The 20252-nt window shown below is 46.7% G+C and carries 12 protein-coding genes and 5 pseudogenes; 12 read left to right on the forward strand and 5 right to left on the reverse strand.

Going from position 1 to position 20252, the window contains the following annotated elements; all coding sequences use genetic code 11:
- Positions 1-299: 299 nt before the first annotated feature.
- The 10 genes and pseudogenes from FGL10_RS02170 to FGL10_RS02210 form a co-directional block, all read left to right on the forward strand.
- Positions 300-6602, forward strand: a pseudogene (locus FGL10_RS02170) (two-partner secretion domain-containing protein); the annotation flags it as partial.
- Positions 6603-7106: 504 nt separating this feature from the next.
- Positions 7107-7445, forward strand: a pseudogene (locus FGL10_RS13075) (nucleotidyltransferase domain-containing protein); the annotation flags it as partial.
- Between the two features lie 9 nt (positions 7446-7454).
- The gene (locus tag FGL10_RS02175) at positions 7455-7814 is read left to right on the forward strand and encodes a hypothetical protein (protein ID WP_003711474.1); all 360 of its coding nucleotides are present in this window, start codon (positions 7455-7457) and stop codon (positions 7812-7814) included.
- A gap of 73 nt (positions 7815-7887) precedes the next feature.
- Positions 7888-9246, forward strand: coding sequence for a deaminase domain-containing protein (locus FGL10_RS12425; protein WP_003711471.1), 1359 nt, complete (start codon positions 7888-7890; stop codon positions 9244-9246).
- Entirely contained in the window at positions 9246-9485 is a 240-nt protein-coding gene (locus FGL10_RS02185) for a hypothetical protein (protein WP_003711469.1), read from the forward strand. The genes FGL10_RS12425 and FGL10_RS02185 overlap by 1 nt, the downstream gene beginning before the upstream one ends.
- A gap of 226 nt (positions 9486-9711) precedes the next feature.
- Positions 9712-9915 (forward strand): annotated as a pseudogene (locus FGL10_RS02190) (transposase); the annotation flags it as partial.
- Positions 9916-9930: 15 nt separating this feature from the next.
- Positions 9931-11970, forward strand: a pseudogene (locus FGL10_RS12430) (VENN motif pre-toxin domain-containing protein); the annotation flags it as partial.
- Positions 11960-12535, forward strand: coding sequence for a hypothetical protein (locus FGL10_RS02200; RefSeq protein ID WP_003707674.1), 576 nt, complete (start codon positions 11960-11962; stop codon positions 12533-12535). The pseudogene FGL10_RS12430 and the gene FGL10_RS02200, both read left to right, overlap by 11 nt.
- A 259-nt stretch (positions 12536-12794) precedes the next feature.
- Positions 12795-12932, forward strand: coding sequence for a hypothetical protein (locus tag FGL10_RS02205; protein WP_003707673.1), 138 nt, complete (start codon positions 12795-12797; stop codon positions 12930-12932).
- Positions 12932-13168, forward strand: coding sequence for a toxin-activating lysine-acyltransferase (locus FGL10_RS02210; RefSeq protein WP_115118827.1), 237 nt, complete (start codon positions 12932-12934; stop codon positions 13166-13168). Before FGL10_RS02205 ends, FGL10_RS02210 begins: the two co-directional genes overlap by 1 nt.
- Here FGL10_RS02210 and FGL10_RS02215 read toward each other — a convergent pair.
- Positions 13149-13256: pseudogene (locus tag FGL10_RS02215) on the reverse strand (IS1595 family transposase); the annotation flags it as partial. The gene FGL10_RS02210 and the pseudogene FGL10_RS02215 overlap by 20 nt on opposite strands.
- On the reverse strand, positions 13246-14307 hold the full coding sequence (mutY, locus tag FGL10_RS02220; RefSeq protein WP_003707670.1) for an A/G-specific adenine glycosylase: 1062 nt from the start codon (positions 14305-14307) through the stop codon (positions 13246-13248). The gene mutY and the pseudogene FGL10_RS02215, both read right to left, overlap by 11 nt.
- A 162-nt stretch (positions 14308-14469) precedes the next feature.
- On the opposite strand from mutY, the gene FGL10_RS02225 reads away from it, so the two are divergent.
- A complete protein-coding gene (locus tag FGL10_RS02225; RefSeq protein WP_003707669.1) occupies positions 14470-15510 on the forward strand; it encodes a zinc-dependent alcohol dehydrogenase family protein in 1041 nt (346 codons plus the stop codon).
- A gap of 22 nt (positions 15511-15532) precedes the next feature.
- Here FGL10_RS02225 and FGL10_RS02230 read toward each other — a convergent pair whose 3' ends face one another.
- From FGL10_RS02230 to edd, 3 genes are all read right to left on the reverse strand, one after another.
- Entirely contained in the window at positions 15533-15757 is a 225-nt protein-coding gene (locus FGL10_RS02230; protein WP_003707668.1) for a hypothetical protein, read from the reverse strand.
- A 14-nt stretch (positions 15758-15771) separates the two neighbouring features.
- A complete protein-coding gene (locus FGL10_RS02235) occupies positions 15772-16410 on the reverse strand; it encodes a bifunctional 4-hydroxy-2-oxoglutarate aldolase/2-dehydro-3-deoxy-phosphogluconate aldolase (RefSeq protein WP_003707667.1) in 639 nt (212 codons plus the stop codon).
- 108 nt (positions 16411-16518) lie between these two features.
- Positions 16519-18354 (reverse strand): phosphogluconate dehydratase, encoded by a 1836-nt coding sequence (gene edd / locus FGL10_RS02240; protein ID WP_003707666.1) that lies wholly within the window; start codon positions 18352-18354, stop codon positions 16519-16521.
- A 417-nt stretch (positions 18355-18771) separates the two neighbouring features.
- Between edd and zwf the strand changes: the two genes are divergently transcribed.
- Positions 18772-20217 carry a glucose-6-phosphate dehydrogenase gene (gene zwf / locus FGL10_RS02245; RefSeq protein ID WP_003707663.1) on the forward strand — a complete coding sequence of 482 codons (1446 nt, stop codon included), beginning with the start codon at positions 18772-18774 and terminating at the stop codon, positions 20215-20217.
- Positions 20218-20252: the final 35 nt, after the last annotated feature.

A 20252-nucleotide genomic window follows, 5' to 3' on the forward strand; every position in this document is an offset into this window, starting at 1 on the left:
AGGCTTCAGACGGCATTTGTGTTTCAGGAGGCAAAAGAATGGGGAGGGCAATTTATTTATATAAAAACTTTTGGGGCTGTCCGGATAACCAAATTAAATTTCCATTAACTAATTGTTTTAAAATTGAAATTTTAGATTTATTTCATTGTTGTTAAAACGCCGTTTACATTCCTCCTTTAAATTAAATACAGCTCAAAATGAACAAACGGCAGTAATTGACTCGCCAAAATCCTTGATATAGAATGGCTAGATTACCCAATTTTTTCTAATAACTCTATAAAAATCAAATAACTGAAATCATGAATAAAACCCTCTATCGTGTGATTTTCAACCGCAAACGCGGGGCTGTGGTAGCTGTTGCTGAAACCATCAAGCGCGAAGGTAAAAGCTATGCCGATAGTGGTTCGGGCGGCGTTCATGTTCCATCTGTTTCTTTCACGCCTACCCATTCCAAAGCCTTTTGCTTTTCTGCATTAGGCTTTTCTTTATGTTTGGCTGTAGGTACGGCCGATATTGCTTTTGCTGATGGCATTATTGCTGATAAAGCTGCTCCTAAAACCCAACAAGCCACGATTCTGCAAACAGGTAACGGCATACCGCAAGTCAATATTCAAACCCCTACTTCGGCAGGGGTTTCTGTTAATCAATATACACAGTTTGATGTGGGTAATCGCGGGGCGATTTTAAACAACAGCCGCAGCAACACCCAAACACAGCTAGGCGGTTGGATTCAAGGCAATCCTTGGTTGGCAAGGGGCGAAGCACGTGTGGTTGTAAACCAAATCAACAGCAGCCATTCTTCACAACTGAATGGCTATATTGAAGTGGGCGGACGACGTGCAGAAGTCGTTATTGCCAATCCGGCAGGGATTGCAGTCAATGGTGGTGGTTTTATCAATGCTTCCCGTGCCACTTTGACGACAGGCCAACCGCAATATCAAACAGGCGCATTAACAGGCTTTCAGGTTCGTTCGGGTCATGTTGCGATCACGGGACAAGGTTTGGATGCACGAGATACCGATTACACACGTATTCTCAGTTATCATTCCAAAATTGATGCACCCGTATGGGGACAAGATGTTCGTGTCGTCGCGGGACAAAACGATGTGGCCGCAACAGGTGATGCACATTCGCCTATTCTCAATAATGCTGCTGCCAATACGTCAAACAATACAGCCAACAACGGCACACATATCCCTTTATTTGCGATTGATACAGGCAAATTAGGAGGTATGTATGCCAACAAAATCACCTTGATCAGTACGGCCGAACAAGCAGGCATTCGTAATCAAGGGCAGTTGTTTGCTTCTGCCGGTAATGTGGCGATTGATGCAAATGGCCGTTTGGTCAATAGTGGCACGATGGCTGCCGCCAATGTGCAAGATATGAATAATACAGCGGAACACAAAGTCAATATCCGCAGTCAAGCCTTTGAAAACAGCGGTACGGCGGTATCGCAACAAGGCACTCAAATTCACAGTCAATCGATTCAAAACACTGGCAAATTATTGTCGGCAGGAACAGCGGATCTAGCCGTTTCAGGCAGCCTGAACAACCAAAATGGAGAAATAATTACCAATCAACAACTGATTATTCACGATGGTCGGCAATCTACCGCTGCCATTGATAATACGAACGGCACGATACAATCAGGTCATGATGTTGCTATTCAGGCAAAATCGTTATCCAACAACGGCACACTTGCCGCTGATAATAAACTGGATATTGCGTTACAAGATGATTTTTATGTAGGACGCAAGATCGTCGCGGGCAATGAATTGTCGCTCAGTACACGAGGCAGCCTGAAAAATTCACATACCTTGCAAGCAGGAAAACGCATTCGGATTAAAGCAAATAACCTTGATAATGCAGCACAAGGCAACATTCAATCCGGCGGTACGACAGATATTGGCACGCAGCACAATTTAACCAATAGAGGCTTGATTGACGGACAACAAACCAAAATCCAAGCCGGGCAAGTGAATAATATCGGGACAGGTCGGATTTATGGCGACAATATCGCTATTGCGGCTACCCGCTTAGACAATCAAGATGAAAACGGTACAGGTGCCTCCATTGCGGCACGCGAAAACCTGAATTTAGGCATCGGACAATTAAACAACCGTGAAAACAGTCTGATTTACAGCGGTAACGATATGGCGGTTGGCGGCGCATTAGATACCAATGGCCAAGCCACAGGCAAAGCCCAAAGCATACGCAATGCCGGCGCAACCATTGAAGCCGCCGGCAAAATGCGTTTAGGCGTAGAAAAGCTGCTCAATACCAATGAACACTTGCAAACGCAGTTGGTGGAAACAGGGCGCGAGCATATTGTTGATTACGAAGCATTTGGACGACACGAATTATTGCGGGAAGGCACGCAACATGAATTAGGCTGGTCTGTCTATAACGATGAATCAGACCACTTACGCACCCCTGATGGAGTGGCGCATGAAAATTGGCATAAATACGATTATGAAAAAGTCACCCAAAAAACCCAAGTTACCCAAACTGCGCCAGCCAAAATCATTTCAGGTAATGATTTAACCATTGATGGTAAAGAAGTATTTAATACCGACAGCCGAATCATCGCCGGCGGCGATTTGCTTGTGCAAACAGAAAAAGACGGTTTGCATAACGAGCAAACCTTTGGCGAAAAGAAAGTATTCAGTGAAAATGGCAAATTACACAGCTATTGGCGTGAGAAACATAAAGGACGAGACTCAACGGGACATAGCGAACAAAATTACACTTTGCCGGAGGAAATCACACGCAACATTTCACTGGGTTCATTTGCCTATGAATCGCATAGCAAAGCATTAAGCCATCATGCGCCCAGCCAAGGCACTGAGTTGCCGCAAAGCAACGGTATTTCGCTACCCTATACGTCCAATTCTTTTACCCCATTACCCGGCAGCAGTTTATACATTATCAATCCTGCCAATAAAGGCTATCTTGTTGAAACCGATCCACGCTTTGCCAACTACCGTCAATGGTTGGGTAGTGACTATATGCTGGACAGCCTCAAACTAGACCCAAACAATTTACATAAACGTTTGGGTGATGGTTATTACGAGCAACGTTTAATCAATGAACAAATCGCAGAGCTGACAGGGCATCGTCGTTTAGACGGTTATCAAAACGACGAAGAACAATTTAAAGCCTTGATGGATAATGGCGCGACTGCGGCACGCTCCATGAATCTCAGCGTTGGCATTGCATTAAGTGCCGAGCAAGTAGCGCAACTGACCGGCGATATTGTTTGGTTGGTACAAAAAGAAGTTAAACTTTCTGATGGCGGCACACAAACCGTATTGGTGCCACAGGTTTATGTACGCGTTAAGAATGGCGACATAGACGGTAAAGGTGCATTGTTGTCAGGCAGCAATACACAAATCAATGTTTCAGGCAGCCTGAAAAACTCAGGCACGATTGCAGGGCGCAATGCGCTTATTATCAATACCGATACGCTAGACAATATCGGTGGGCGTATTCATGCGCAAAAATCAGCGGTTACGGCCACACAAGACATCAATAATATTGGCGGCATGCTTTCTGCCGAACAGACATTATTGCTCAACGCAGGCAACAACATCAACAGCCAAAGCACCACCGCCGGCAGTCAAAATACACAAGGCAGCAGCACCTACCTAGACCGAATGGCAGGTATTTATATCACAGGCAAAGAAAAAGGTGTTTTAGCAGCGCAGGCAGGCAAAGACATCAACATCATTGCCGGTCAAATCAGCAATCAATCAGAGCAAGGGCAAACCCGGCTGCAGGCAGGGCGCGACATTAACCTGGATACGGTACAAACCGGCAAACATCAAGCAACCCATTTTGATGCCGATAACCATACCATCCGAGGTTCAACGAACGAAGTCGGCAGCAGCATTCAAACAAAAGGCGATGTTACCCTGTTAGCAGGCAATAACCTCAATGCCAAAGCTGCCGAAGTCGGCAGCGCAAAAGGCACACTCGCTGTGTCTGCCAAAAATGACATCAACATCAGCACAGGCATCAACACGACCTATGTTGATGATGCTTCCAAACACACAGGCAGAAGCGGCGGCGGTAATAAATTGATTATTACCGACAAAGCCCAGAGCCATCACGAAACCGCCCAAAGCAGCACCTTTGAAGGCAGGCAGGTTGTATTGCAGGCAGGAAACGATGCCAACATCCTTGGCAGCAATGTTATTTCCGATAATGGCACCCGGATTCAAGCAGGCAATCATGTTCGCATTGGTACAACCCAAACTCAAAGCCAAAGCGAAACCTATCATCAAACCCAGAAATCAGGATTGATGAGCGCAGGTATCGGCTTCACTATTGGCAGCAAGACAAACACACAAGAAAACCAATCCCAAAGCAACGAACATACAGGCAGTACCGTAGGCAGCCTGAAAGGCGATACCACCATTGTTGCAGGCAAACACTACGAACAAATCGGCAGTACCGTTTCCAGCCCGGAAGGCAACAATACCATCCATGCCCAAAGCATAGACATTCAAGCGGCACACAACAAATTAAACAGTAATACCACCCAAACCTATGAACAAAAAGGCCTAACGGTGGCATTCAGTTCGCCCGTTACCGATTTGGCACAACAAGCGATTGCCGTAGCACAAAGCAGCAAACAAGTCGGACAAAGCAAAAACGACCGTGTCAATGCCATGGCGGCTGCCAATGCAGGCTGGCAAGCCTATCAAACAGGTAAGAGTGCACAAAACTTAGCCAAAGGTACAACCAATGCCAAACAAGTCAGCATCTCCATAACCTACGGCGAACAGCAAAACCGACAAACCACCCAAGTTCAAGCAAGCCAAGCCCAAGCGAGTCAAATTCAAGCAGGCGGCAAAACCACATTAATCGCCACAGGCGCAGCAGAACAATCCAATATCAACATCGCAGGCTCAGATGTTGCCGGCAAAGCAGGCACAATCCTGATTGCCGATAACGACATCACACTCCAATCAGCCGAGCAAAGCAATACCGAACGCAGCCAAAACAAATCGGCAGGCTGGAACGCAGGTGCTGCCGTATCATTCGGACAAGGAGGCTGGTCATTAGGCGTTACCGCAGGCGGCAATGTCGGCAAAGGCCACGGCAATGGCGGCAGCATCACCCACCGCCATAGCCATATCGGCGACAAAGGCAGCCAAACCCTTATCCAAAGTGGTGTCGACACTACCATCAAAGGCGCGCAAGTACGCGGCAAAGGCGCACAAGCCAATGCCAAAAACTTAAGTATTCAAAGCGTACAAGATAGAGAAACTTATCAAAGCAAACAACAAAACGCCGGTGCACAAGTGACCGTAGGTTACGGCTTCAGTGCCGGTGGCGATTACAGCCAAAGCAAAATCAACGCCGATTATGCGTCTGTGAATGAACAAAGCGGCATATTTGCGGGTGAAGACGGTTATCAAATCAAGGTCGGAAACCATACAGACCTCAAAGGCGGCATCATCACCAGCAGCCAAAGCGCAGAAGACAAGGGTAAAAACCGCTTTCAGACGGCCACCCTTACTGCCAGCGACATTCAAAACCACAGCCAATACAAAGGCGAAAGTTTTGGATTGGGCGCAAGTGCGTCCATAAGCGGCAAAACACTGGGACAGGGAGCACAAAATAAACCTCAAAACAAACACCTGACAAGCGTAGCCGATAAAAACGGCGCAAGTTCATCAGTGGGTTATGGCAGCGACAGCGACAGCCAAAGCAGCATCACGAAAAGCGGCATCAACACCCGCAACATTCAAATCACAGACGAAGCCGCACAAATCCGGCTGACAGGCAAAACAGCGGAGGAAAGCAAAGCCGACATATATACCAACACAACAACAGACACCGCCGATCAACACACAGGCCGTCTGAAAAACGTATTTGACAAAGATAGAGTGCAAAGTGAACTGGATTTACAAAGAACCGTCAGCCAAGATTTTAGTAAAAATGTTCAACAAGCCAATACCGAGATTAACCAACATTTAGACAAACTCAAAGCAGACAAAGAAGCAGCCGAAACAGCAGCAGCCGAGGCATTAGCCGATGGCGATATGGAAACTGCCAAACGCAAAGCCCATGAAGCTCAAGATGCGGCAGCAAAAGCAGATAATTGGCAACAAGGCAAAGTCATTCTCAACATGTTAGCCTCAGGCTTGGCTGCGCCGACCCAAAGCGGAGCGGGCATCGCTGCGGCTACCGCATCACCGGCCGTATCGTATGCGATTGGACAGCACTTTAAAGATTTAGCCGGTCAAAACGCGAATGGCAAACTAACCGCCAGTCAAGAAACCGCACACGTTCTTGCCCACGCGGTATTAGGAGCAGCGGTTGCCGCAGCAGGAGACAACAATGCTCTAGCAGGAGCATTGGGTGCGGGCGGGTCGGAAGCGGCTGCGCCTTACATCAGCAAATGGTTATATGGCAAAGAAAAAGGAAGCGACTTAGCGGCGGAAGAGAAAGAAACTGTTTCAGCGATTACAAGCTTGTTGGGAACGGCAACAGGAGCAGCTATTGGCGACACAACAACCAATGCAGCGCAAGGCAGCCTGAATGCGCAAAGTGCGGTGGAGAATAATTTTTCACTTCAAGATGTAAAGGACAATTGGAATAGATTAACAGGTGGATTATTAGGCGTTGCCGCGTCAATTGGTTCTGCTGGAGAACCTATTTTACATCCGATTGATACATGGAACGGTTTAAAAGAATTTGCCAATGCAGATGATAAATTAGCTGTTTTACAAATGAGTCTAATTTTAACAATGGAAGAAAGAAATCAAGACTATGAAACCTTTGTTAGATTAAATGATGAATTTGGTAAAAGCATGGTTATTGGTAGAAGTGTTGCTGATATTACTTCTGCAGTAACTATGATATCTAAAACACCTGCTGTATTTAAAACAGCTTTGGCGCAATTGAAAAAGACAGGTCATGCAGCTATTAATGGAGTTAAGGTTGTATATGTTAGTGGTAAAATTGCTCGTGCTGCGGATAATTATGTAGCTCCTATCCAAGTTCATAAACCTACAATAGGAATTTACCAAACAGCAAAAAAATTACCACAAGGAATTAGTTATGAAAAATTTTCCAACTTATCTCAAAAATTACGAACTCGAGTAGGAAATATTAGCAGTGACATATTAATTCAAGGTAGTAGAGCAAAAGGAGCAGCCAAACCAAATTCTGATTTAGATATTGCAATTAGAGTAACTTCCGAAGATTTCAATGATTTAATTAGTAAATACTTTGGAAAGCCGAATGCTGGTTCGGCAAAAGAACGTACTATGCTACACGCAATACAAACAGGAAAAATTCAATCTGGAGAAGCTAAATTATCTTCTTTTCGTAAAGAATTAGAAAAAGATTTAGGTATGGATGTCGATATTTCTATCATTAAACAAGGTGGAAAATTTGACAATCCACCTTATATTAAAGTTCAGTAAGGAAAATTTATGATTTCTGATTTTTGTAAATTATTTATTAGTAGTCAAGATAAAAATCTAATCTCTGCAGCGATTGAAAATTTCTTTAAATCGCCATTAATAAATGGTAAATATATAGAAACTGAAATGTTAGATATTTATTTTTTTAATAATGATGAATTTGATGAAAAACGTAATTTTGACTTTAAAGATAATTTTTTATATTTTCCATTTATCATAGAGATAATTATGTTAAATCAATATGATATTGATGAATGTATCAATAAAATTAATAATTTTTTAGAATATTTAAACCATGCAAATATTATCACAATTATTTCTTGTGATTTCGAAGAAAGGGTACCAGCTTTAAATAGGTATAAACCATAGCAAGCGTAGCGTGGGTCGCCGATAAGGTGGATACTTGCACCTTTCGCATCAACATGACAATATTTTGGTAAATATGATTGCCTCAGGCTTGGCTGCGCCGACCCAAAGCGGAGCGGGCATCGCTGCGGCTACCGCATCACCGGCCGTATCGTATGCGATTGGACAGCACTTTAAAGATTTAGCCGGTCAAAACGCGAATGGCAAACTAACCGCCAGTCAAGAAACCGCACACGTTCTTGCCCACGCGGTATTAGGAGCAGCGGTTGCCGCAGCAGGAGACAACAATGCTCTAGCAGGAGCATTGGGTGCGGGCGGGTCGGAAGCGGCTGCGCCTTACATCAGCAAATGGTTATACGGCAAAGAAAAAGGAAGCGACTTAACGGCGGAAGAGAAAGAGACTGTAACAGCGATTACAAACTTATTGGGTACGGCTACGGGTGCGGCAGTCGGCAACAGCGCAACAGATGGGGTGCAAGGCAGCCTGAATGCGCAAAGTGCGGTGGGGAATAATTACAATTTAGAAGATGCGGAACAAGATATAAAGCGAATAGGAGGTTCATTATTAGGTACAGCAGCAGCTATTGGCGATTTAGCGACACCAATATTAAATCCCAAAGAAACATTACAGTCTTTAAAACTTCTAGCAACTTCTCCCGATAGAGTAGAGCTTTTACAATTGGGATTTGTTTTATTGGTAAATGAACGTCAACAAGAATATGACCTATTTGTAAAACAAAATGATGTGTTTGGTCAGAGCATGGTTATTGGGCGCTCAACCGGAGATATTGGATTGGCTGTTGGCGGAGCAGCACAACTTGTAGCAAAATCGCCCTCTGCCTTAAAATATTTTAGTGCCGCCTTGACACAATTAAAAAGAACAGGCTCTGCGACAATAAATGGGATAAAAGTAGTTTATGTAGCTGGGAAAATTTCTCGCGCTGCGGATAATTATCTACCTCCATATACGCTAAAACCAATTCCTTCGATTATTCAAGAGTTTGGCAGGCCAACCAAAACAGAAATTGCAAATGCTGCACAACGGATCTCTCAGCATCGTGCAAATGTCAAAACAAAAGGTGGAAATTTTGGATATTTAGATGGGATTATTAACGGTAAACAAGTGGATAGTAAAATTTGGCGTAGTACATCAATACAAAGAGCAGAACGCGAGATACACATTTTTACAGCTGAAAATGCTGTTGGAGTAAATGGTAAGTTATGGAATAGAATTACTGATGCAGAATATAGGATGCTGAATGATTTTGCATATAAAATGGGGGCAAAAGCAGGAAATGTTTATCCTAATATCAGAGGACATTTAAAAAATGTTTCTGAAAATCCTTTTTGTAGTTCTTGTTCCAATGTTATTCAACAGTTTAGAAAAATGTTTCCAAATGTAACTTTAACATTAATAGATGGAGTAAAAAAATAATGGCACAAGAAGTAATTTTTGAAATTGATGTAATTTCTCCTAATTTATTAGAAGATGAAATTAATCGGTACAATCAACTGCATCATACTGATTTTACAATTGTAAATGTGCATGAAGAAATAGAATTATTTTTTTGCTCAGTAAAAACAACTGCTTCGGTAAAGGATATTTTTAGTTTGGGATATGGATTTGCTTGTTATGAAGAAGAGCTAAGGAAACAGGGGAAAATAGATTGGTGATATTTCAATCTTATAAATTCTAATAAAATGGATGCAATTTTTTTGAAACATTTTCAGCTGGCATTATCTGTAATTAACGCAAATTTTCAATTATAGGTTATGCATTCATACACCGCGGTTTTGGCTTTCGCTTCGCTGTACTTCGTTTCCGCCAGCGTAGCCTGAGACCTTTGCAAAATTCTCCAAAATCCCCTAAATTCACAGCAAGACATTTAGGGGATTTTCCATGAGCATCTTCTTCCAGCAAACTGCCCAAGCCATGATTGCCAAACACATCGACCGCTTCCCACTATTGAAGTTGGATCAAGTGATTGATTGGCAACCGATTGAGCAATACCTGAATCGTCAAAGAACCCGTTACGTTCGAGACCACCGAGGCCGTCCCGCCTATCCCCTGTTGTCCATGTTCAAAGCCGTCCTGCTCGGACAATGACATAGCCTCTCCGATTCGGGCTATCAAGTCAATGTGAAACAACACACACAACTTGATGGCAGCATCATCACCAGCAGCCAAAGCGCAGAAGACAAGGGTAAAAACCGCTTTCAGACGGCCACCCTTACTGCCAGCGACATTCAAAACCACAGCCAATACAAAGGCGAAAGTTTTGGATTGGGCGCAAGTGCGTCCATAAGCGGCAAAACACTGGGACAGGGAGCACAAAATAAACCTCAAAACAAACACCTGACAAGCGTAGCCGATAAAAACGGCGCAAGTTCATCAGTGGGTTATGGCAGCGACAGCGACAGCCAAAGCAGCATCACGAAAAGCGGCATCAACACCCGCAACATTCAAATCACAGACGAAGCCTCACAAATCCGGCTGACAGGCAAAACAGCGGAGGAAAGCAAAGCCGACATATATACCAACACAACAACAGACACCGCCGATCAACACACAGGCCGTCTGAAAAACGTATTTGACAAAGATAGAGTGCAAAGTGAACTGGATTTACAAAGAACCGTCAGCCAAGATTTTAGTAAAAATGTTCAACAAGCCAATACCGAGATTAACCAACATTTAGACAAACTCAAAGCAGACAAAGAAGCAGCCGAAACAGCAGCAGCCGAGGCATTAGCCGATGGCGATATGGAAACTGCCAAACGCAAAGCCCATGAAGCTCAAGATGCGGCAGCAAAAGCAGATAATTGGCAACAAGGCAAAGTCATTCTCAACATGTTAGCCTCAGGCTTGGCTGCGCCGACCCAAAGCGGAGCGGGCATCGCTGCGGCTACCGCATCACCGGCCGTATCGTATGCGATTGGACAGCACTTTAAAGATTTAGCCGGTCAAAACGCGAATGGCAAACTAACCGCCAGTCAAGAAACCGCACACGTTCTTGCCCACGCGGTATTAGGAGCAGCGGTTGCCGCAGCAGGAGACAACAATGCTCTAGCAGGAGCATTGGGTGCGGGCGGGTCGGAAGCGGCTGCGCCTTACATCAGCAAATGGTTATATGGCAAAGAAAAAGGAAGCGACTTAGCGGCGGAAGAGAAAGAAACTGTTTCAGCGATTACAAGCTTGTTGGGAACGGCAACAGGAGCAGCTATTGGCGACACAACAACCAATGCAGCGCAAGGCAGCCTGAATGCGCAAAGTGCGGTGGGGAATAACTGGTTATCTGTTAAACAGTTAATTGAAGTAGATAAAACATATTTTGCATGTGCTACTGATGAAATATGTAAACAAAGAGTAGTTGATGAGGCTAGAATCTTAAGTCAAGCACAAGATACCCGTTTAACTTGGGCAAAAGTTAAGTGTACTGCTGGTTATTGTGATGAACTGACAGCTATGAATAAGCAATGGGTTTATTCTATGGGTATAAATAATGTTGTCGCGGAGTTACGAAAACATTATCCAAATGCAACTCATCAGCAGTTAATTCAAGCCGCTCAAGTATATGCTACCGAAGCTGATAGTAGTTTTAATCAAGGAACAACAAGATTCATAGTAGGTGCATTAAATGATTTTCCTGCACTTGGATTAGCAGGAAGGCAGATTTCAACAGGGATAAGAGGAATAAGTCGTTTAATAAAAAGAGTTAATCCTAATATACGAATAGAGGGGCAAAAATATTATGTTCCGCTACCGACATTAAATCCAAAGCGAGTAACTGTTTACCGTATCGAGGGAACACCTAATACTAGATTATTAATTTCTGATACAGGAATGGTTCAAATACAAGGGAATACAACACTATACCTAAATTTTGGCAATAGACAAAGAGCAATTCAATATTTAGAACAAAAAGTAAGACAAAATTTGCCTGATGTACAAGTTAAAACTTTCACTGTACCAAAATCTGTTGTAGATGATTTGAATAAGATAGCATTACCTGAAAATAAAGTGAAAACATACGACCCAAATAGATTACGACCTGTTATTGCTGACCCAACTAAAGCAACAAATCAATTTGGTATTCGTCCGCATGATTTTAGAAATTTTGAAAACCAAATCATTAAAGGAAGTGGAAAAAATGGCAGATAATTTATCTTTTTATGAGTGGGTTAGAATCGAAAGAGAAAGACTTCTTATCAATGCTTTTCCCGATTTTATCGAGAATTCTTATGGTGAAACCTATGTAATTGAATGTGATGGCAATGTGGAGGAGGTTAGGAAATTAGTAAAAGAAGTGTTGTTTGTATTCAATAATTTGTATATAAAACATAAATGGATTGATGATATAGAACAATGGAAAGCAATTTTACCGCATCAATTTACCAAAAATTTTGCGCGAGAACTCACAATAGAAGAGGTGGAAAAAGAACGTGATTGGTTCTATTCATTAGCATATAAGCAAAAATTAGAAGAAGCTAAAAAGGCAGCATACGAATCCTGGCGATTGAGTGACTGGGCAGAAACTATGCATCCTGAGAACAGAGTTTGGTTTTGGTGGGGAGACACAATTCTTGGAGAACGAACTAAAGATAATTATTTTGTTGTCGCTATTAAACTTTTAGATGATTATTATTCATTTAATCCTATTAAAATCTTTTTTAAAAATTGTGGAGCAAAAAATATTTCTAATATAAGTCAATATGACTTATATTAGAAATGCTGATAAAACACCTTATCAATGTAGGCAAAGTAATGGTGGTTATAATGTTCATAAAGATAAGTAGTATGGTCATTTGTTTGTGCAATAGCCAGTGTAACCTGTGCAATTAACGAGAATTGTTGAATGGTAGGGTCGTTGCTTATTGCCCCCTACAATTCAGTCTAGTATGCTAAAACTATGTTTTAACGTGAAATATTTCATTTCAGGCTGAAACCATTTTTTGTTTTAACCAACACCAACCCTAACCTAAAATATGCCCATCACTCCACCCTTAAACATCATCTCCCCTAAACTCTACCCCAATGAACAATGGAACGAAAGCGAAGCACCCGGTGCTATCACTTGGTTGTGGTATCAGTCGCCTAAGCATCGCCAAGTGCCTATTGCCTGATGCCGACTTATGTGTTGCCTGTGTTAAAAAACGGGCAGTTCGCTTTGTTTTGCAAGGGTACCCAACCAATCGGTTATATCTCATGGGCTTATTTTGATGAAGTGGCGCAGGCGCATTATTTGCAATCTGACCGTCATTTGCGCGACAACAGCGATTGGAACTGTGGCGACTATATTTGGTTCATTCAATGGTTTGCGCCATTGGGTCACAGCCATCAAAATGCGTGCTGTGATTGATGTGAAAATGTCTGAATTCACTGACATTAAACGTATCATAACTACGAAAGGTGTCCGTGTACACAATGCTGTCAGGCTTAACTTTCTCTATCTGATATAGTCCCAAACTTTTTACTGTTTAAATAAATTTCCAAAGGCTTGGGCAAACCGTAATCTTTCAAATGCGCCGGCTTTATCCAAATGCCGTCTGAAGGGCTTTCAGACGGCATTTGCCCTTCAAACGGCGTAATCATCAGCAACCGGTGCGTCAGGCGGTGGGTCAGGGCGGTTTGTTCGTCCATATCTGTCATGGTCAGGGAGAATTTGGCGGCAAAGTCGGAAAGCCCGTTCAAACTTTCAAAACACGGTACGCAATACAGACCGCCCCAAATGCCTTTGGCGGGGCGTTTTTCCAGCAAGACTGCGCCGTTTCGGTTGCGGACAATCAGCCAGTAAAGCGGTAGGGTTTGCACTTCTGGGGCGGTTTTTTTGCGCGGTAACTCAGCGATGCGGTTTTGCTTTTTCGCTTCGCAGATGTCCGCCATCGGGCATTGATGGCACAAGGGTTTTGTTCGTTTGCACACGGTTGCGCCCAAGTCCATCAAACCTTGCGTGTAGGCGGGCATATCGGCGTTTTCAGACGGCAGCAGGCTTTCGGCAAGCGTCCAAAGCGAGTTTTCAAATTTTTTGTCCTGCGGATTGCCGTCGCGGGCGAACACGCGGCAGAGTACGCGTTTGACGTTGCCGTCCAAAATGGTTTCGCGACGGTTGAAGGCGAAGGCGCAAATAGCGGCGGCGGTGCTTCTGCCTACGCCGCAGAGGGTTTCCAAGTCTTTGCGTTCGGATGGAAACGTGCCGCCGAATTGTTCGACGACTTGTTGCGCGGCTTTGTGCAGATTGCGCGCGCGGCTGTAATACCCCAAACCCGCCCACAACGACAACACTTCGTCTTGCGGCGCGGCGGCAAGCGTTTGTACGGTCGGGAATTTTTCCAAGAAACGCGGATAGTAGTCTAAGACGGTGGCAACCTGCGTTTGCTGGAGCATGATTTCGGAAAGCCAGACGCAATAAGGGTTTTGCACCTGCCAAGGCAGGTGGTGTCTGCCGTGTTGTTTTTGCCAGCGGATGAGCCGTTCGGAGAAGGGGATGAGTGTGTTCATTAATATCAATCGGTGGTTTTATTTATATGGAAAACAAAATGTTATGGTATAACATTGTGAAAGTAATTCTTATTGACATACAGATTATAGGGGTATATAAACCACATAAAGAGACTTTATTGCAGTATTGAAATTATTTATCAACAAGCAAGGAGTATCATTATGAAAGCAATGGTTTATCACGGCGCAAACGACATCCGTTTTGAAGAAAAACCCCGTCCGCAGATTATCGATCCGACCGACGCGGTGGTGAAAATCGTCAAAACCACGATTTGCGGTACCGATTTGGGTATTTGGAAAGGCAAAAATCCCGAAGTTGCCGACGGTCGTATCCTCGGTCATGAAGGCATCGGTATTGTAGAAGAAGTCGGCGAGGCTGTAAAAAACATCAAAGTCGGCGATAAAGTCATTATTTCATGCGTCAGCAAATGCTGCACTTGCGACAACTGCAAAATCCAACTTTATTCACACTGCCGCAACGGCGGTTGGATTTTGGGCTATATGATCGACGGCACGCAGGCCGAATACGTCCGCACGCCTTATGCCGACAACAGCCTTGTTCCGCTGCCCGATAACGTCAACGAAGAAGTCGCCCTGTTGTTGAGCGATGCCTTGCCGACCGCCCACGAAATCGGCGTGCAATATGGTGATGTCAAACCCGGCGATACCGTCTTTATCGCCGGTGCCGGCCCTGTCGGTATGTCTGCCCTGTTGACCGCGCAACTGTACAGCCCTGCCGCCATCATCGTTTGCGATATGGACGAAAACCGTTTGAAACTGGCGAAAGAATTGGGCGCGACCCATACTATCAGCCCCGCCTCAGGCGATGTCTCCAAACAAGTTTTCGCCATTGTCGGCGAAGACGGCGTAGATTGTGCCATCGAAGCGGTCGGTATCCCTGCAACTTGGAATATGTGCCAAGACATCGTGAAACCCGGCGGTCATATCGCCGTCGTCGGCGTACACGGTCAATCCGTTGATTTCAAACTGGAAAAACTGTGGATTAAAAATCTTGCCATCACTACCGGTTTGGTCAATGCCAACACCACCGAAATGCTGATGAAGGCGATTTCCAGCAGCTCCGTCGATTACACCAAAATGCTGACCCACCGTTTCAAATTCAGCGAATTGGAAAAAGCCTACGACGTGTTCAAACACGCCGCTGAAAACCAAGCCATGAAAGTGGTTTTGGAAGCGGATTAATCGGCGTTGAATCAGTTGTTTTTTAAGTGGATGCCGTCTGAATGCGTTTCAGACGGCATTTTTTCAGCCGTGTAAAACGGGCTGTCCGGCTGCTGTATTTGTCGAATAGACTGACCGTTATTTTTATTATGCGGAAGATGGATGGGTATTTTAGGGGCGGTATGTCGGAGCGGTGCTGCCGTGTATGCCGACTGCGCCGCCAATCGGCAAAATGCCGTCTGAAGCAGGAAAGGGCTTCAGACGGCATTTTTACGATGCGGTTCAGGCTTTGGGTTTCAACGCCGCCGCTTCTTTGGCGAGGCGGGTGATGGTGTCCCAGTCTTTGTTTTTCACAGCTTCTTTCGGGGTCAGCCAAGAGCCGCCGACGCACAAGACGTTGGGCAGTGCCAGGTAATCGGGTGCGGTGGCGAGGCTGATGCCGCCGGTCGGGCAGAAGCGCACGTCGGCATAAGGACCGTAGAGGGCTTTGAGCATTGCTTTGCCGCCAACGACTTCGGCGGGGAAGAGTTTGAGGGTGTCGATGCCGTGTTCCAAAGCCAGTTGGACTTCGCCCGGAGTGGCAACGCCGGGAATCAGGGGGATGCCGCTGTTGTGTCCGGCTTTGGCGAGGGATTCGTGCAAACCCGGGCTGATGGCGAAAACCGCGCCTGCGTCTTCGACGGCCTTGAGCTGATCGGGATTGGTTACCGTACCCGCGCCGACGATGGCGTTGGGCACTTCTTTGGCAATCAGGCGGATGGCATCGAGGCCGACAGGGGTGCGCAGGGTGATTTCGAGGGTGGGGATGCCGCCTTCGACAAGGGCGTGGGACAAATCGACGGCAGTACTCAAGTCGTCAATCGCCATTACCGGTACAACTGCGCCGGCGGTCAGGATTTCGCGGGGGGTCAGTTTGGACATTTCGGTTCTCCGGATGGAATGGGGTATTGTTTTTGCTGCGGTCAAACGTGATGGGGGACGGTTTTCAGACGACCTCTCGTTTTATGAAAAGGCCGTCTGAAACGCACATCAGGCAAATTCGCCGCCGAAGCTCATCGCGCCGGTTTCCGCGCCGCCGGTCAAACTGCGAAAGCCGGCGAAGAGTTCGCGGCCGCAGCCTTGTTGGTTCGCGCCCAAGTCGATGTGTTCGACTTCGCGGGCATTCCATTCGGCTTCGTCAATCAGGACGTTGAGTTCGCCGGTCACGGAGTCGAAGCGGATCAGATCGCCGGTACGGATTTTGGCGATGTTGCCGCCCATCAGGGCTTCGGGGGTCATATGGATGGACGCGGGCACTTTGCCGGACGCGCCGGACATACGGCCGTCGGTCAGCAGAGCCACTTTGAAGCCCCGGTCTTGCAGGATGCCCAAAGGCGGGGTCAGTTTGTGCAACTCGGGCATACCGTTGGCGCGCGGGCCTTGGTAGCGGACGACGCACACAAAATCGCGTTCCAACTCGCCGCGTTCAAACGCAGCCAACACTTCGCGCTGGTCGTTGAACACGATGGCGGGCGCTTCGATGATGCGGCAGCCTTCGCGCACGGCGGACACTTTAATCACGCCGCGTCCGATGTTGCCTTTCATCAGGCGCAAACCGCCGTCCGGGGAGAACGGATTGTCGATTTTACGCAGGATGTCGTCGTTGCCGCTGGTTTCGGGAGCCTCGCGCCATTCAAGCTTGCCGTCAATGAGGAAAGGCTCTTTGGTGTAGTGGCGCATACCGTGTCCGACGACGGTATCGACATCGTCGTGCAACAGGCCTGCGTCCAGCAATTCGCGGATGACGAAAGGCAGGCCGCCGGCAGCGGTAAAGTGGTTTACGTCGGCTTTGCCGTTGGGGTACACACGAATCAGCAATGGGATGATGGAGGAAATTTCGTCGAAGTCGTCCCAGTTCAAAATCACGCCGGCCGCACGCGCCATAGCGACGAGGTGCATAGTGTGGTTGGTCGAGCCGCCGGTCGCCATCAAACCGATCAGGGCGTTGATGAAGGATTTTTCGGTCAACATTTCGCCCAATGGTTTAATCGTGCCGTTTTTGATGCCGCGCGCGAGGTGTCCGGCTGCGTAGCGGGTCAGGGCTTCGCGCAGGTTGGTATAGGGATGGATGAAGGCGGCGGCGGGCAGGTGTACGCCCATCATTTCCATCATCATTTGGTTGGAGTTTGCCGTGCCGTAGAAAGTGCAGGTGCCCGGGCTGTGGTAAGAACCCATTTCGCTTTTTAAAAGTTCGTCGCGACCGACTTTGCCTTCGGCGAAAAGCTGGCGGGTGCGGGCTTTTTCTTTGTTGCCGATACCGCTGGACATCGGGCCTGCCGGAACAAAGATGCCGGGAATATGGCCGAAAGACAACGCGCCGATCATCAAACCCGGCACGATTTTGTCGCACACGCCCATAAACAGGCCGCCGTCAAACATTTGGTGCGACAGCCCGACGGCGGTACTCATCGCAATCACGTCGCGGGAAAAAAGCGACAATTCCATACCGGCGTAGCCTTGCGTGATGCCGTCGCACATCGCGGGCGTGCCGCCGGCGACTTGGGCGGTCGCGCCGTTTTTCTGTGCTTCGTCTTTGATTTGGTCGGGGAAGTCTTTAAACGGCTGGTGTGCGGAAACCATATCGTTGTAGGCGGTGATGATGCCTAAGTTGGGGACGGTGTCCTGAAGCATTTCGATTTTGATGCTTTTGGGCATAGAGGCATAACCGTGCGCCAGATTGCTGCAGCCGAGCCGGTTGCGCTCCAAGCGTCCCATCTGTTTGGCGCTGCGTATTTTTGCCAGATATTTTTCACGCGTCGGGCGGCTGCGTTCGATAATGCGCCCGGTGATTTCGGCGAGCTTGGGGTGGATAGGAGTGGGGTTCATGTTCGGTCTCCTGTCGGAAAGGTGGTATGTATTGGGATTGTGTTTGCGCGTTTCTGATTTTTTGTATCGGGTGTTCGGACGGGGAATATTTTGAAGGTATGCCGTCTGAAGTGGGAAGCGGAGCTATTATAATACAAAATTTGTAATTTTGTTACAAAAAAAGTCAGACATTCGGGGGAGAAGCTTGGTTTAAGGCGCAGGATACCCCGACGTTTGTCGGGACGCGGGGAAATTTGCCTTATTTTTGGGGCAGGTCAAACAAATTGTAAAAAATATGAATGGACAAAAAGTGTAGCGATGAGTAGTATTACTACTCACATTATGCCGATTGCCCTGCCTGATGACCGTCGTTCCGGCGATGAGGGGAGGGCGGCGTTAAGGCGACATTGAAAAATCCTTTCCTGACGAGATAATGCGATGAGTACACAGACAAATTTTGATTTGGTGTTGTTCGGTGCGACCGGCGATTTGGCAATGCGCAAACTTTTGCCCTGCCTGTATCAGGCGCATGTGGCCGGTTTGCTTCATCCCGAAGGTCGTATTTTGGGCGTAAGCCGCAGCGAATTGGATACCGCCGGCTTTTTGGCCAAAGTGGAAACGAATTCTAAAATCCATATCAAACAAAATTTTTCAGATGAAGCGTGGGCATCGTTTATCCGACGTATCGAGTATTTGAAAGTCGATGTTACAGAGAAAGGCGATTTCATTGCCTTGGGCGAAAAAGTCAAAGCCCGCAAGGAAACCGACAATGTCGTCATCTATCTTTCCACCGCGCCGAAATTCTTTGCACAAGCCTGTGAAAACCTTGCCGAAATCGGTTTGAACGCCGACAACGCGCGCGTGGTTTTGGAAAAACCATTGGGTACGGACTTGGCCTCTTCCCAACAAATCAATACCGATGTCGCCCGCTATTTTAAAGAAAGCCAAATCTACCGCATCGACCATTATTTGGGCAAAGAAAGCCTGCAAAACCTGCCGGCATTGCGTTTTGCCAATGTGATGTTCGAGCCTTTGTGGAACAACAAATATATTGAAAGCGTACAGCTGACCATCGCCGAACAGTTGGGCGTGGAAGAGCGCGGCGAGTTTTACGACATTACCGGTGCGTTGCGCGATATGGTGCAAAACCACCTGATGCAGATGCTTTGTATGACCGCGATGGAGGCACCTGCTAGCTTGGATGCCGATGCCGTGCGCGACGAGAAAGTGAAAGTCATCAAAGCGTTGAAACCGCTGACCATCGAATCCGTCAACGAAAATGTTATTCGCGGGCAATATGTTGCAGCAAACGGTATGAAAGGTTATCTCGAAGAAAAAGATGTGCCGCAAGACAGCTTTACCGAAACCTATGTCGCCATCAAGGCCGAAATCGAAAACGAACGCTGGAAAGGCGTACCCTTCTACCTGCGTACCGGCAAACGTATGGCGGGCAAGGTGGCGGAAATCGTGTTGAACTTCCGTCCGCTGCAAAACCATATTTTCGACAACAGCCAAGCTGCGCCGAACCGTTTGGTTATCGAGCTTCAGCCGACCGAATCCGTCCGCCTTTACACGCAAGTGAAAACCCCGGGTGCGGGCAACAAAGTCGAAGTGACACCGATTGGCGTGGACTTGGGTGCAGCCTTAGAGGGTCGCCGCGCCGAGGCTTATGAGCGTCTGTTGCTGGATGTGATTAACGGCAAACTCGCTTTGTTCAACCGCCGCGACGAACTCGAAGCCGCTTGGGAATATGTGATGCCGATTTTGGAAAACTGGGCAAACAACACCACCCCGCCGCACGGCTACGACGCGCATTCGTGGGGGCCGGAAGCCGCGCGCGAACTGTTGGCGCGAGACGGCAACAAGTGGCACGAAGAGCAATAATGCGCTTCAGACGGCATAGGGTTTGCAATGCCGTC

The organism is Neisseria lactamica, assembly GCF_901482445.1.
Taxonomy (GTDB): domain Bacteria; phylum Pseudomonadota; class Gammaproteobacteria; order Burkholderiales; family Neisseriaceae; genus Neisseria; species Neisseria lactamica.